At 71.1% G+C, this 13,087-nt stretch carries 14 protein-coding genes; 6 read left to right on the top strand and 8 right to left on the bottom strand.

Annotated features, from left to right (window positions below):
* Positions 1-58 precede the first annotated feature (58 nt).
* Positions 59-1,705 (bottom strand): beta-N-acetylhexosaminidase, encoded by a 1,647-nt coding sequence (locus tag ACX9I7_RS07410; protein WP_387567186.1) that lies wholly within the window; start codon positions 1,703-1,705, stop codon positions 59-61.
* A 367-nt stretch (positions 1,706-2,072) separates the two neighbouring features.
* Between ACX9I7_RS07410 and sdhC the strand changes: the two genes are divergently transcribed.
* Genes sdhC through ACX9I7_RS07390 form a run of 4 tightly spaced genes read left to right on the top strand, consistent with a single transcriptional unit; the run spans position 2,073 to position 5,471 of the window.
* Positions 2,073-2,453, top strand: coding sequence for a succinate dehydrogenase, cytochrome b556 subunit (sdhC, locus tag ACX9I7_RS07405; protein ID WP_126915659.1), 381 nt, complete (start codon positions 2,073-2,075; stop codon positions 2,451-2,453).
* An 8-nt stretch (positions 2,454-2,461) separates the two neighbouring features.
* Complete coding sequence (locus ACX9I7_RS07400; protein WP_387567188.1) at positions 2,462-2,932, top strand: succinate dehydrogenase hydrophobic membrane anchor subunit; 471 nt, start codon at positions 2,462-2,464, stop codon at positions 2,930-2,932.
* Between the two features lie 20 nt (positions 2,933-2,952).
* Positions 2,953-4,707 (top strand): succinate dehydrogenase flavoprotein subunit, encoded by a 1,755-nt coding sequence (gene sdhA, locus ACX9I7_RS07395; RefSeq protein WP_358219004.1) that lies wholly within the window; start codon positions 2,953-2,955, stop codon positions 4,705-4,707.
* Positions 4,707-5,471, top strand: a complete 765-nt coding sequence (locus tag ACX9I7_RS07390) for a succinate dehydrogenase iron-sulfur subunit (protein WP_358627623.1) — start codon at positions 4,707-4,709, stop codon at positions 5,469-5,471. The genes sdhA and ACX9I7_RS07390 overlap by 1 nt, the downstream gene beginning before the upstream one ends.
* Before the next feature lie 63 nt (positions 5,472-5,534).
* On the opposite strand, the gene ACX9I7_RS07385 is transcribed toward ACX9I7_RS07390, so the two are convergent.
* The gene (locus tag ACX9I7_RS07385) at positions 5,535-5,879 is read right to left on the bottom strand and encodes a MerR family transcriptional regulator (RefSeq protein ID WP_459386849.1); all 345 of its coding nucleotides are present in this window, start codon (positions 5,877-5,879) and stop codon (positions 5,535-5,537) included.
* Positions 5,880-5,939: 60 nt separating this feature from the next.
* Between ACX9I7_RS07385 and ACX9I7_RS07380 the strand changes: the two genes are divergently transcribed.
* Positions 5,940-6,722, top strand: coding sequence for an alpha/beta fold hydrolase (locus ACX9I7_RS07380; RefSeq protein WP_459386848.1), 783 nt, complete (start codon positions 5,940-5,942; stop codon positions 6,720-6,722).
* 12 nt (positions 6,723-6,734) lie between these two features.
* On the opposite strand, the gene ACX9I7_RS07375 is transcribed toward ACX9I7_RS07380, so the two are convergent.
* From ACX9I7_RS07375 to ACX9I7_RS07360, 4 genes are all read right to left on the bottom strand, one after another.
* Complete coding sequence (locus tag ACX9I7_RS07375) at positions 6,735-6,962, bottom strand: hypothetical protein (protein ID WP_189453001.1); 228 nt, start codon at positions 6,960-6,962, stop codon at positions 6,735-6,737.
* Between the two features lie 55 nt (positions 6,963-7,017).
* Positions 7,018-7,893, bottom strand: coding sequence for an SAM-dependent methyltransferase (locus ACX9I7_RS07370; RefSeq protein WP_459386847.1), 876 nt, complete (start codon positions 7,891-7,893; stop codon positions 7,018-7,020).
* A gap of 106 nt (positions 7,894-7,999) precedes the next feature.
* Positions 8,000-9,589: an ABC transporter substrate-binding protein gene (locus ACX9I7_RS07365; RefSeq protein ID WP_459386846.1), complete on the bottom strand. Its 1,590-nt coding sequence runs from the start codon at positions 9,587-9,589 to the stop codon at positions 8,000-8,002.
* An 83-nt stretch (positions 9,590-9,672) separates the two neighbouring features.
* Positions 9,673-9,951: an SCO4848 family membrane protein gene (locus ACX9I7_RS07360; RefSeq protein ID WP_358627742.1), complete on the bottom strand. Its 279-nt coding sequence runs from the start codon at positions 9,949-9,951 to the stop codon at positions 9,673-9,675.
* A 37-nt stretch (positions 9,952-9,988) separates the two neighbouring features.
* Between ACX9I7_RS07360 and ACX9I7_RS07355 the strand changes: the two genes are divergently transcribed.
* Positions 9,989-11,464 carry a D-alanyl-D-alanine carboxypeptidase family protein gene (locus ACX9I7_RS07355; RefSeq protein ID WP_459386876.1) on the top strand — a complete coding sequence of 492 codons (1,476 nt, stop codon included), beginning with the start codon at positions 9,989-9,991 and terminating at the stop codon, positions 11,462-11,464.
* Here the strand turns inward: ACX9I7_RS07355 and ACX9I7_RS07350 are convergent.
* Positions 11,421-12,338, bottom strand: a complete 918-nt coding sequence (locus tag ACX9I7_RS07350) for a YihY/virulence factor BrkB family protein (RefSeq protein ID WP_459386845.1) — start codon at positions 12,336-12,338, stop codon at positions 11,421-11,423. The two genes, ACX9I7_RS07355 and ACX9I7_RS07350, sit on opposite strands and share 44 nt — an antisense overlap.
* Positions 12,311-12,973 (bottom strand): 2'-5' RNA ligase family protein, encoded by a 663-nt coding sequence (locus ACX9I7_RS07345; RefSeq protein ID WP_459386844.1) that lies wholly within the window; start codon positions 12,971-12,973, stop codon positions 12,311-12,313. The genes ACX9I7_RS07350 and ACX9I7_RS07345 overlap by 28 nt, the downstream gene beginning before the upstream one ends.
* Positions 12,974-13,087 lie beyond the last annotated feature (114 nt).

Below are 13,087 nucleotides of genomic sequence, written 5' to 3'. Positions count from 1 at the left end.
GGGGTGGCGGCCCCGGCCGTCCCCGTCCGGGGGTTCGAGGGGGCGGAGCCCCCTCGGGTCACCGCCGCACCTTCCCCGCCAGCGCCGAGAAGTCCGCCCACGACAGTCGCGGCGGCCTCGGATCCCACAGTCGCTGTGACACCGCCGCGAGCGGCAGCCGGATGCCCGCCGCCACCTGCTCCGGCGACTGCGCGTCCGCGCGGTCGCACCAGACGGCGAGCCGCCCGCCGGGCACCCGGTCCGCGCCGGTCGCGACGTTCGCCGGGACGGGGCCCGTGCCCCGCAGGACGGGCGGCGACCAGGCGCCGTAGATCCGCTCCCCCGTCGGGTAGCGGAAGTCGTTGGGCTCGCCGAGGACGTAATAGAGGTATTCGTCGTTCAGGTTGACCACCGAGCGTCCCTCGTTCAGGTAGTCCTGCGGGCGGCGCGCGCCGGTCTCCTTGCCCGTCCAGTACTCGACTTCGATGGATTTGTCCGGGCTGACGACCCCGCCCGTGAAGAAGCCGTCGTTCCACGCCTTGGGCGTCTTGCCCAGGCCGCGCACCACGGCCGCCCGGTCGTTGAGCCAGGCCGTGGCCAGGTCCTGGACCCGGCCCTGGGGGCCGAACCGCCGGCGGGCCAGCTGGGCCAGCCGGGGGTAGGCGGCCTGCGGGTCACGGGACATCAGGGCGCGGTACTCGTCCGCGCCGAGGTGGAACCAGGGGCCGGGGAAAAGCGGGGCGAACTCCCGCAGAAGGTCGTCGACGACCCGCGCGGACTCGGGGTTGCCGATGTCGACCGCGCCCCGCGCCGCCGTCCCGCTCGCGTCGCGGAGCTGGAGGGCGGGGCGGGCGGCGATGACCGCGCCGAGGTGGCCGGGCGAGTCGATCTCGGGGACGACGGTGATGTGGAGGTCGGCGGCGAGGGCGGTGATCCGGCGGAGCTCGGCCTTGGTGAGGTGCTGCGGGGAGACGACCTCGGGGTGGGAGGAGCTCTCGATCCGGAAGCCCTGGTCGTCGGAGAAGTGGAGGCCGAGCTGGTTGAGCTTGAGGTCGGCGAGCTCGCGCAGCCGGGACTCGATCCAGTCGGCGGTGAAGTGCTTGCGGGCGGTGTCGAGGTTGAGGCCGCGCTGGGGGCGGTCGGGTGCGTCCTTGATCACACCTTCGGGCAGTCCCCCGCCGCCGCGCACGGCCTGGACGACGGTCCGGGTGCCGTAGAACAGGCCGGCCGCCTCGGGGGCGGTGACGGTGACCTTGCGGTCCTGGACGGTCAGCTCGTACGACTCGGGGCCGCCGGCCTGCCCGGCGCGCGCGATCAGCTCCACGTCGCCGGGGCGGGCGGGCCCGGCGTCGTAGGTGAGCCCCAGGTCGGCGGCGAGCCGGCGGGCCTCGTCGGCCGGCTTCCCGGCGGCGGCCACCACCCGGGCGCCGGGCGCGGGCCGCCAGCCGGGGCCGGAGCGCTGGGTGAACTCCCGGACGGCCGGGATCACGGCCGGGGGCCCCTGCGGTACGGGCGTGGACGGGGAGACGGTGGCCGGGTCCGAGGCGGCGGGAGAGGCGGCCGGGGCGGCGACGGAGCCCTGGGCGGAGCGGGAGTCGTCGGCGCCCGGGTGCCCGGCGTGGCCGTCGCGCGGGCAGCCCATGAGGCTCATGGTGGCGAGGAGGGCGCAGCTGGCCACCGTTCCCCGGACGGCAGAAGCCCGGGTGATCCTGACAGACCGTCCCATGGAGCAAACCTCCCATTTGGGGCTTTGGTGTCGAAGATATGGGTTTTCTCCCTGACTACCCCCCACATCCCGCCGGACACGCCGGAAGCCCGGATTCCGGGGGACGGCGGCGGATTCTCGACGGGGTCTCGGCACGGTCTCGGTCAGGACTCGACGGGGTCTCGGCCCGGACTCGGGAAGGCATCGACAGGCCCGCGTTCCCGCTCCGCCTAGGCCGTACGTGCCTGTTTGATCACACCTGCCGTACCCCGGGGGACCGAACCGACAAGGCGTCGCTACGATGGCCAGGGCCGGTGGACCGTACCCGGCCGGGCCCGACCGACAGTGAAGCCGGCAGGCCCCAATCCCCGCTCCCGGAGGGTTTTCCGTGCCGGCTGGAACGCTGTACCGCGGCCGGGAAGGCATGTGGTCCTGGGTGGCTCACCGAGTCACCGGCGTCCTCATTTTCTTCTTCCTGTTCGTACACGTCCTCGACACCGCTCTCGTCCGTGTCTCCCCCGAGGCATATGACGACGTCGTCGCCACGTACAAGACGCCCATCGTCAACCTGATGGAGTACGGCCTCGTGGCCGCCATCCTCTTCCACGCACTCAATGGCCTCCGCGTCATCGCGGTGGACTTCTGGTCCAAGGGACCGCGGTACCAGAAGCAGATGCTGTGGACCGTTGTCGGTGTCTGGGTCGTGCTGATGGCAGGCGCTTTCTACCCCGTGCTCCAGCACACGCTGCGCACGCTGTTCGGGAGCTGAGTCGCGAGATGTCCGCTGAAACCACCCCCGCCGCCGTGAACGACGTCCCGCTCTACGACGTCGACAACCCGGCCCCCGTCATCGAGGCGCCGCGCAAGCGCACCAAGAAGACCCCTAAGGCGACGCGCACCAACTTCGAGATGTACGGCTGGCTCTTCATGCGCCTGTCCGGCATCGTGCTGGTCGTCCTGGTCCTCGGCCACCTGCTGATCCAGCTCGTCCTCGACGGCGGCGTCAGCAAGATCGGCTTCGCCTTCGTGGCCGGCCGCTGGGCCTCGCCGTTCTGGCAGGCCTGGGACCTGATCATGCTGTGGCTGGCGATGCTGCACGGCGCGAACGGCCTCCGCACGGTCATCAACGACTACGCGGAGCGGGACAACACCCGCTTCTGGCTGAAGATGCTGCTGTACACCGCCACGGTGTTCACCGTCCTGCTGGGCACGCTGGTGATCTTCACCTTCGACCCGAACATCCGCTAGAGCCCGGGGCTGACGCGACCATGAAGATCCACAAGTACGACACCGTCATCGTCGGCGCCGGTGGCGCCGGCATGCGCGCGGCCATCGAGTCGACCAAGCGCAGCCGCACCGCGGTGCTCACCAAGCTCTACCCGACCCGCTCCCACACCGGCGCCGCCCAGGGCGGCATGGCCGCCGCCCTCGCGAACGTCGAGGAGGACAACTGGGAGTGGCACACCTTCGACACGATCAAGGGTGGCGACTACCTGGTCGACCAGGACGCCGCCGAGATCCTGGCGAAGGAGGCCATCGACGCGGTCCTCGACCTCGAGAAGATGGGCCTGCCGTTCAACCGCACCCCGGACGGCACCATCGACCAGCGCCGCTTCGGCGGTCACAGCCGTAACCACGGCGAGGCCCCGGTCCGCCGGTCCTGCTACGCCGCGGACCGCACCGGCCACATGATCCTCCAGACGCTGTACCAGAACTGCGTCAAGGAGGGCGTGGAGTTCTTCAACGAGTTCTACGTCCTGGACCAGCTGATCACCGAGGTCGACGGCGTCAAGAAGTCGGCCGGTGTGGTGGCGTACGAGCTGGCCACCGGCGAGATCCACGTCTTCCAGGCGAAGTCGGTCATCTACGCCTCCGGCGGCACCGGCAAGTTCTTCAAGGTGACCTCCAACGCCCACACCCTGACCGGTGACGGCCAGGCCGCCTGCTACCGCCGCGGCCTGCCCCTGGAGGACATGGAGTTCTTCCAGTTCCACCCGACGGGCATCTGGCGCATGGGCATCCTGCTGACGGAGGGCGCCCGCGGTGAGGGCGGCATCCTCCGCAACAAGGACGGCGAGCGCTTCATGGAGAAGTACGCGCCCGTCATGAAGGACCTCGCCTCGCGTGACGTCGTCTCGCGCTCCATCTACACGGAGATCCGCGAGGGCCGCGGCTGCGGTCCCGAGGGCGACCACGTCTACCTGGACCTCACCCACCTGCCGCCGGAGCAGCTCGACGCCAAGCTCCCGGACATCACCGAGTTCGCCCGGACGTACCTCGGCATCGAGCCCTACACGGACCCGATCCCGATCCAGCCGACCGCGCACTACGCCATGGGCGGCATCCCGACCAACGTCGAGGGCGAGGTGCTGGCCGACAACGACACCGTCGTCCCCGGCCTCTACGCCGCCGGCGAGGTCGCGTGCGTGTCCGTGCACGGCGCCAACCGCCTGGGCACCAACTCGCTGCTGGACATCAACGTCTTCGGCAAGCGTGCGGGCATCGCCGCCGCGGAGTACGCGCAGAAGGCCGACTTCGTCGAGCTGCCGGAGGACCCGGCCTCGCTCGTCGTCGACCAGGTCGAGAAGCTGCGTGCCTCCACCGGCACCGAGCGGGTCGCCGAGCTCCGCAAGGAGCTGCAGGAGACCATGGACGCCAACGTCATGGTCTTCCGCACCGAGCAGACCATCAAGACGGCCGTCGAGAAGATCGCCGAGCTGCGCGAGCGCTACAAGAACGTGTCCGTCCAGGACAAGGGCAAGCGCTTCAACACCGACCTGCTGGAGGCCATCGAGCTGGGCAACCTGCTCGACCTGGCCGAGGTGATGGCCGTGTCCGCGCTGGCGCGCAAGGAGTCCCGCGGTGGTCACTACCGCGAGGACTACCCCAACCGCGACGACGTCAACTTCATGCGCCACACCATGGCGTACCGCGAGGTCGACGCGGACGGCAAGGACTCGATCCGCCTCGACTACAAGCCGGTCGTCCAGACCCGCTACCAGCCGATGGAGCGTAAGTACTGATGAGCACCCCGACTCTCGAGAAGGTGGAGGCCGAGGCCGCTTCCTCGGCTTCGCCGTACATCACGGTCACCTTCCGCATCCGCCGGTTCAACCCGGAGGTCTCGGCGGAGGCCACCTGGCAGGACTTCGAGGTCGAGATCGACCCGAAGGAGCGCGTGCTCGACGGTCTCCACAAGATCAAGTGGGACCTGGACGGCTCGCTGACCTTCCGTCGCTCCTGCGCGCACGGCATCTGCGGCTCCGACGCCATGCGGATCAACGGCAAGAACCGGCTGGCCTGCAAGACCCTGATCAAGGACATCAACCCGGCCAAGCCGATCACGGTCGAGCCGATCAAGGGTCTGACGGTCCTCAAGGACCTCGTGGTCGACATGGAGCCGTTCTTCCAGGCCTACCGCGACGTCATGCCGTTCCTCATCACCAAGGGCAACGAGCCGACGCGCGAGCGTCTGCAGTCCGCCGAGGACCGCGAGCGCTTCGACGACACCACCAAGTGCATCCTGTGCGCCGCGTGCACCTCCTCGTGCCCGGTGTTCTGGAACGACGGCCAGTACTTCGGCCCGGCGGCGATCGTCAACGCGCACCGCTTCATCTTCGACTCGCGTGACGAGGCGGGCGAGCAGCGCCTGGAGATCCTCAACGACAAGGACGGCGTGTGGCGCTGCCGCACGACCTTCAACTGCACGGACGCCTGCCCGCGTGGCATCGAGGTCACCAAGGCGATCCAGGAGGTGAAGCGGGCGCTGATCACGCGCCGCTTCTGACCTCCGGTGGTTTCCGGTTGACGGTGTGGGCCCGCTCCCTTCGGGGGGCGGGCCCACACCCGTTCAGGCGGACCTGAGCTCCAGGCGCGCGAGCGCCTCCTTCTTCCGCCGCAGCTCGGCCATCTGCTCCTCCACCCGGGCGAGTTGATCGTCCAGTGCCTGGACGGAGCGGGAGCAGGCGAGCAGGCCGGGGCCGCCCTGGGCGCAGGGCAGCAGGGTGCGGATGACCTCGGTGGTCATTCCCGCGTCGAGGAGTTCGCGGATGCGATGAACGCGCTCGACGGCGGCCGGTCGATACCGGCGGTAGCCGTTGCCGTCCCGCTCGGATCCGAGCAGTCCCTGCTGCTCGTAGTAGCGCAGCATCCTCGCGCTGACCCCCGTACGCTGCGACAGTTCACCGATACGCATCGGCGGATCCCCCACCCGGACTTGACCTTGACACTGATGTCATGGGGCAACCTCTGGGGCATGACAGGGATTCCCGCGTTCGCAACGACCGTTCACGGCACCGGCCCCGGCCTGCTCCTCGCGCACGGCGCGGGCGGCAGCATCGAGGGCAACTACGCCACCGTCCTCCCCGCCCTCTCCGCCGGGCACACGGTGGTGGCCCCCGACTACCCGGGCTCCGGCGCCACGCCGAGGGTCACCGGCCCGCTGGCCCTCGACGCGCTGGCCGACGGAATCGTGGCCGCGGCGGACGAGGCAGGGCTGGAAACTTTCACTCTATTGGGCTACTCGCTGGGCACCATGGTCTCCGTACGGGCGGCCGCCAGGCACCCGGAGCGGGTGCGGGGCCTGGTCCTGACGGCGGGCCTGGCCACGGCGGACAACCGGACGCGGGCCTCGCTGTTCCTGTGGCAGCGGCTGCTGGAGCGGGGCGACCGGGAGGCGTTCGCCCGGTTCGTGGCGCTGTCCGGCTTCGGCGAGACCTTCTTCAACGGCCTTCCGGAGGCGGCGGTCGGTCCCTTCCTGGAGCTGGTGGAGCGCGGGGTGCCGGCCGGCGCGGCCGAGCAGGCCGCCGTGGTCGGCGCGTCCGACACCACCGGTGACCTCGCCGGCGTCTCCGTGCCCACGCTGGTCATCGCGCCCCTCCAGGACACGCTGGTCGCGCCCGCCAACTCCCGTTTCCTGGCCGACCGGATCGCGGGCGCGGAGTACGCGGAGATCGACACGGGGCACGTGCCGATGGCCGAGCGGCCGGAGGAGTGGCAGAAGCTGATCCTGGACTTCCTGGACCGGCACCGACTCTGATGACGGCCGGGGCTACGACGGCCGGTCGTATCCCACCTTGTTCGTGGCCAGTTCCTCCGGGGTGATCTCGGAGGCCCAGCCCTCGGGCGGCTCCTGGTACGGGCTGCACGCGCCGCAGGCCGCGCACGTCCACCGGCCGTGGATCCCGTGGACGACGGCGCCGCACCCGGCGCACGTGTCGGTCGTGTAGTAGGGCGGCTCGCCCGGCGAGGCGGGCGAGCGCCACGGGTGCTGGTCCATCCGGTCCATCTCCCCAGACTGCCACGCGCGGCGGCCCCCGGGGCGGGCCCCGCCGCTAGGCGAGGGGCTTGCTCAGCAGCATCATGAAGAAGCGCGTCTTCTCCCGGATGATGGTGCGGACGCCCGTGTACGCGGCGTCCGTCATCTCCACGAACTCGGCGCCCAGCGCGGCCGTGAGCTCCTCGCGCCGGTCGCGCAGCAGCAGGGCGATGATGTCCGAACTGATGGCCAGGTTGGCCGACAGGTCCTTGAACTCAAGCGTCCGGAATCCGGTCCGTTCCAGCAGCGCGGACAACTGGGGGAACGTCAGCGGCGGGTTGGAGGCCAGGACCGTCTCGTAGAGGCCGAGCTCCTCGGGGGTGAGCTCGGCCTCCAGGGACGACTCCAGGATCATCAGGTGGCCGCCCGGGCGCAGCACCCGCCATGCCTCGCCGAGGGCCTTGGCGCGGTCCATGTGGCACAGGCTCTCCACGGCCCAGGCGGTGTCGAAGCTCTCGTCCTCGTAGGGCAGGTTCATGGCGTCGACGACCTCGAAGGCGAGGCGGTCGGCCAGTCCGGTGGCGCGGGCCATCTCCTGGGCCCTGGCGATCTGTTCCTTGCTGACGGAGATGCCGGTGACGTGGGTCCCGGTCTGCTCGGCGAGGCGGGCGGCGGGGCGGCCGGGGCCGCAGCCGATGTCGAGGTGGCGGCCGCCGGGGCGGGCGTTCATCAGGCGGATGAGGTAGTCGGTGTAGCGGTCCTGTGCCCGGGAGGAGAGGGCGACGAGGTCCAGGCTCGCCGGATGGGGCTCGTCGGGCGACACCCACAGGCCGCAGTGCACGCTGTCGCCGAGGGTCATGTGGTACAGGTCGCCGAACTTGTCGTACCAGGCTCCCACCGCCTCGGCCTTGATGAGGTCTTGAGGAGTCCCAGGAGCTTCTTGCTGCGGCACGTCGTCCCCTTCCGGGAGGATTCCGGGAATCGATCAGCTGTGCGCGATCAAGTGAAGTGGACCGCCCCGGAGGGGACAAGAGCGCCTGCTGGTCAGATCCCGCCGGTCAGATCCGGCCCAGCATCCACAGCCGCCAGATGCCCGTGCCGTCCGTCAGGTACTGCGTCCCGGAGATGCCCGCGTTGCTCAGCACGTAGTCCTTCCGCTGCCACAGCGGCACCAGCGGCACGTCCTCGGCGACGATCTTCTGGATGCTCCGGAAGTCGTCCGCGACCCGGCCGCGCTGGTCGTTCTGCTGGGCCTTGCGGATGAGCCTCTCCACGCGGGTGCTGGAGTAGCCGGAGTGGAGGGCGTTGCCGTCGCCCACGAGGGGGGTGGTGAAGGTGTCGGGGTCGGGGAAGTCGGCCAGCCAGCTGACGCAGTACGCGTCGTACTCGCCCCGCGCGTAGCCCCGCTGGAAGTCCGTCCACTCGACCCGTTTCGTCGTCACCTCGAACAGGCCCGTGGCCTCCAGTTGCCTGCGCAGCAGGGCCGCTTCCTGGTCGGTGGCCGCGCCCTTGGAGTAGGCGAGGGTGAAGCGGACGGGGGTGGGCACGCCGGCCTCCAGCAGCAGCCTGCGGGCCCGGTCCTCGTCCGGCTTGGGGTAGGCGTCGAAGAAGGACGTGGCGTGGCCGGTGAAGCCCTGCGGGACGAGCGAGTAGAGCGGCTCGACGGTGCGGAGGTGGACGTCCCGGGCGAGGGCCTGGCGGTCGACGACGGCCGCGACGGCCTGCCGTACGGCGAGCGGCTTCGCCGGGGCGCCGTCGCGCAGGTTGAAGACGAGGAAGCGGGCGTTGGCGCCGGAGGTCTCGGTCATCCGGGAACCGGTCTCGGAGAGCGAGTACTTGGCCAGGTCGGCGGGCGGCATCTGCCGGGCGGCGACGTCGATGGTCCCGTTCCGCCAGGCGTCGCTCATCCGGGCCGGCTCGGGGAAGTAGCGGACGGTCACCGGGGAGCCGACGTCCTTGACCGCGCCCTCGTACTTGTCGTTGGGCGCGAGCTCGGCGCTCGTCCCCGGCTTGTAGTCCTTGAGGGTGTACGGGCCCGAGCCGTCCACCTTCTCGCCCCGGCGCAGCGTGTCGAAGGGGTAGGCGCGGTGGTCGACGATGGAGCCGGCGCCCGTGGCGATCTTCAGGGGGAAGGTCGCGTCGGGGACCTTGAGGCGGAAGGTGACGACGCGGCCGCCGCCGGAGGTCTCGACCGAGCCCAGGGTCTCCAGCAGCGGCCCGGGGCCCTGGGGGGACTTGATGCGGGCGATGCGGTCGAAGGAGAACTTCACGTCCTCCGCGGTCAGCTCGTGCCCGTTGGCGAAGCTCAGCTCCGGGCGCAGCTCGCACGTGTACGTGCGCAGGTCGTCGCCCTTGAAGCCGCAGCTGCGGGCCGCGTCCGGCACCGGGTTCTTCGAGCCGGGGGCGAAGGTCAGCAGGGACTGGAAGAGGTTGCCGTACAGCGCCCATGAGCCGGCGTCGTAGGCGCCCGCCGGGTCGAGCGCGGTGACCGTGTCGGTCGTGCCGACCTGGACGGGCCCCCGGCCGCGCTCCTCGCCCGGGGTGAGCCGGCAGCCGCCGGCGCCCGCCGCGAGCAGCAGGAGCGCCGCGGCCGCGCGCCCCCGACGCCCCCGCCCGCGTAACCCTCTTCGTACCCGGACCTCACGCATCCCCCGCGCCCCTCCCGCCCAGTGATGCGCATCACCGTAGAAGGGGGAACGGGCGTACGTCCCGGGAATGGGTCAACCGGCGGCTATGAACTACGCCGCAGCGCCCTGACGCCACGCAACCCGATGAGTCCTACAACCGTCCCCAGAAGGAAAGAGGTGACCGCGAGCAGCAGGTGCACCCAGAAGTACGTGGTCGGGGAACCCGCGTCGTCGAAGGCCAGCCCGCTGCCGTCCTTCCAGAGATTTTTCACGAAAGTGACCCAGATGACCCAACTCCAGGCGCCGAACGCCAGCAGGAACCACGACACGGGACGGGAGAGGGTCGCGGGGACCGGTGCCGGAGCGGAGGGCTCCGGCGCCATGGGCTGGGTGGGGGAAGCGTTCGCCATGGGTTTCAGTATGCGTTCCCGTGCCCGCACTGGTCCTATCGGGTCCTCGGCGGGCGCCCGCCGTGAGGCGCCGTCCTGGTTGGCGGAGCGTGGCGGTACGTTCACCACCGTGCCGACGACGACATCACACACCCCGCGGTACTCCGCGACGCCCCGACGCCGCCGCGCGGCCCTGCTGGCCGCCGGCGCCTCGCTGCTGCTCCCCCTGGCGGCCGCCGCGCCCGCCCTCGCCGCACCCGCCCCGGGCCCCAGCGGCTCCCCGGCCGTCTCCCCCGGCGCCCCGGCGACCCCCGGCAAGCCCGCCGACGGCAAGGCCAAGCCGCCGCCGAAGCAGCCGCCCGCCAAGATGTCGACGGTGGGCGGCGAGCTCCTGGGCCGGCCCGGCCCGCAGGTCCAGTTGGGCCCCGGCGCGCCCGAGCTGCCCCGGGAGCTCAGCGGGAACTCGTGGCTCGTCGCGGACGCCGAGACCGGTGACATCCTCGCCGCCAACAACGCCCACTGGCGGCTGCCGCCCGCCTCCACGCTGAAGATGCTCTTCGCCGACACGGTGCTGCCGAGGTTCCCGAAGGACAAGAAGCACGAGGTCCGGCCGGCCGACATGGAGGGCATGGGCGAGGGCAGCAGCCAGGTCGGGATGAAGGAGGGGCAGACGTACTCCGTCCACGACATGTGGATGGGCGTCTTCCTGCGCTCCGGCAACGACGCCGTGCACGTGCTGTCCGCGATGAACGGCGGCGTCGCCAAGACCGTCCGGGACATGCAGGAGCACGCCGACGAGCTCCAGGCCGAGGACACCCACGTCGTCACGCCCGACGGCTACGACGCGGAGGGCCAGGTCTCCAGCGCCTACGACCTGACGCTTTTCGCCCGCTCCGGCCTGCAGAAGGCCGACTTCCGCGAGTACTGCTCGACGGCCCGGACACAGTTCCCCGACGAGGACCACCCGGGGAGGACGAAGGAGATCGTCAACACCAACCGGCTGCTCACCGGCCAGGACGGGGTGACAGCCTACAAGGGCATGGCGGGCGTGAAGAACGGCTCCACCACCAACGCCGGCAACACCTTCACCGGCGTCGCCCAGCACGACGGCAAGAAGCTGCTGGTCACTGTGATGAACCCGGAGATCAAGGAGCGCAACCAGGTCTACAAGGAGACCCAGTTGCTCCTCGACTGGGGCTTCGAGGCGGTCGGTCACGTCAAGCCGGTCGGCGTGCTCGTCCCGCCGAAGGGCGGCTTCCCCGCCGACAAGGGGGCCGGTACCAGCGGGCAGTCCTCGCAGGGCGCCCAGGCCGCCGTCACGGGCGGCGGCGACGGCATGTGGACGGCCGTCGGGCTGACGGGCGGGGCGCTGGCGGTGCTGGCGGTGGCCGGGTTCTTCGTCAACCGCCGGCATCCGCTGCCGGAGCGGGCCGCGCGGCGCCGCCCCGGTCACGCGGCGCCGCCTAAGAACCCGCAGAGCCCTCCGAAGAACCCGCCGAAGGAGTAGCTGGGGGCGGCTCCTTGTGCGGCGACTCCTCGTGCCGCGTGGCCGCGCCGTCCGTGGCGGTCCACGCGGCACAGTAGAGCGTGAGCTTCGCCGTGAAGTTGATCCACAGCAGCAGGGCGATCGGGGTGCCGAAGGCGCCGTACATGCTCCGGGCCGCGACGCCCCGCAGATAGCCGCTCAGCACCAGCTTGAGCAGCTCGAAGCCCACCGCCCCGAGCAGCGCGCCGGTGACCAGCCGGCGCCGCTCGGGGTGGACGCCGGGCAGCCGCGACAGGACGTAGAGCATCAGCAGGAAGTCCGCGAGGGCGGCGATGCAGAAGCCGACGGCCGTCAGCAGCCCGCCGACGCCCTCCAGCCCGGCCCGCTCCACGACCCAGCCGACCGCCGCCGACGCGAACGCCGAGCAGCCCGCCGACAGCAGGAAGACCCCGCCGAGGCCCAGCAGCAGGGCGACGTCCTTGGCCTTGAGGAGCAGGAGGTTGCCGGGGTTCTCCTCCACCTCCCACACCGCCCGCAGGCACTCCCGCAGTTGGCCGACCCAGCTGATCCCGGTGAAGAGCAGCAGGCCGCCGGCGACGAGGCCGACCGTGCCGGCGTTTTCGGTGAACGAGGTGACGTCGAGGGCGCCGGAGGGCATCTGCTCGGCGACCCGCCGCTCCAGCTCCTTGGTCTGCTGATCGCTGAGCACGGCGGCGGCCACGGCCGCGCCGAGGGTGAGCAGGGGGAAGAGCGCGACGAAACTCGAGAAGGTGATCGCGGCGGCGAGCCGCGTCCACTTCACACGATCGAGGGTGTCGTACGCGCGCCAGGCGTGCGTCCGCATCGCCTTCGCGACGAGCGGACCGATCAGGGGCAGCCGGGTGAGCCAGTCCATGAGCTACGGATACCCGCGTCGTCCTGGCGCGGCACGGCCGCGCTCACGTCGTCCGCCCCGGAGGCGTCGGTCCCGGAGGCGTCGGTTCCGGAGGCGTCGGTTCCGGAGGCGTCGGTCCCAAAGGGAAAGTGGCGCTCGAGGCGCCAGATCCCGTCCTCTCCCTGCTCGTAGAGGGCGAAGCCCTCGATCGTCCACTCCGCCTCGTAGTCCGCGAGCTCCGTGAAGGCCCGGTCCATGGCCTCCTCGGCGATGCCGTGGGCCACCGTGACATGCGGGTGGTACGGGAACTGGAGCTCCCGCGCGACCGGGCCCGACCCGTCCCGCACCCGCTTCTGCAGCCAGGCGCAGGAGGCCGAGCCCTCGACCACGTTCACATAGACGACGGGCGAGAGCGGCCGGAACGTGCCCGTCCCCGAGAGCCGCATCCGGAAGGGGCGCCCCGCCGCCGCGACCTCGGCGAGGTGCCGTTCGATCGCGGGGAGCGACGACGCGTCCACCTCCGTGGGCGGCAGCAGGGTGACGTGCGTGGGAATGCCGTGGGCGTGCGGGTCGCCGAAGCCTTCGCGGCGCTTCTGGAGGAAGCTGCCGTACGGCTCCGGGACCGCGATCGAAACGCCGAGCGTTACGGTCCCCACTGCGTTCTCCCTCCTGGCGCCTGTACGTCCCCGTGGTCAGTGTGACGGCTGCGCCGCTCCCACTGCCAGATCTCCTGGTCCCGCCCGCCCGGGACGAGGGTCCCGACGTGCGCG

This window comes from Streptomyces sp. L500 (genome assembly GCF_054551825.1).
Note: the sequence above shows the minus strand (reverse complement) of the source record. Positions and strands in the feature narration are given on the sequence as shown.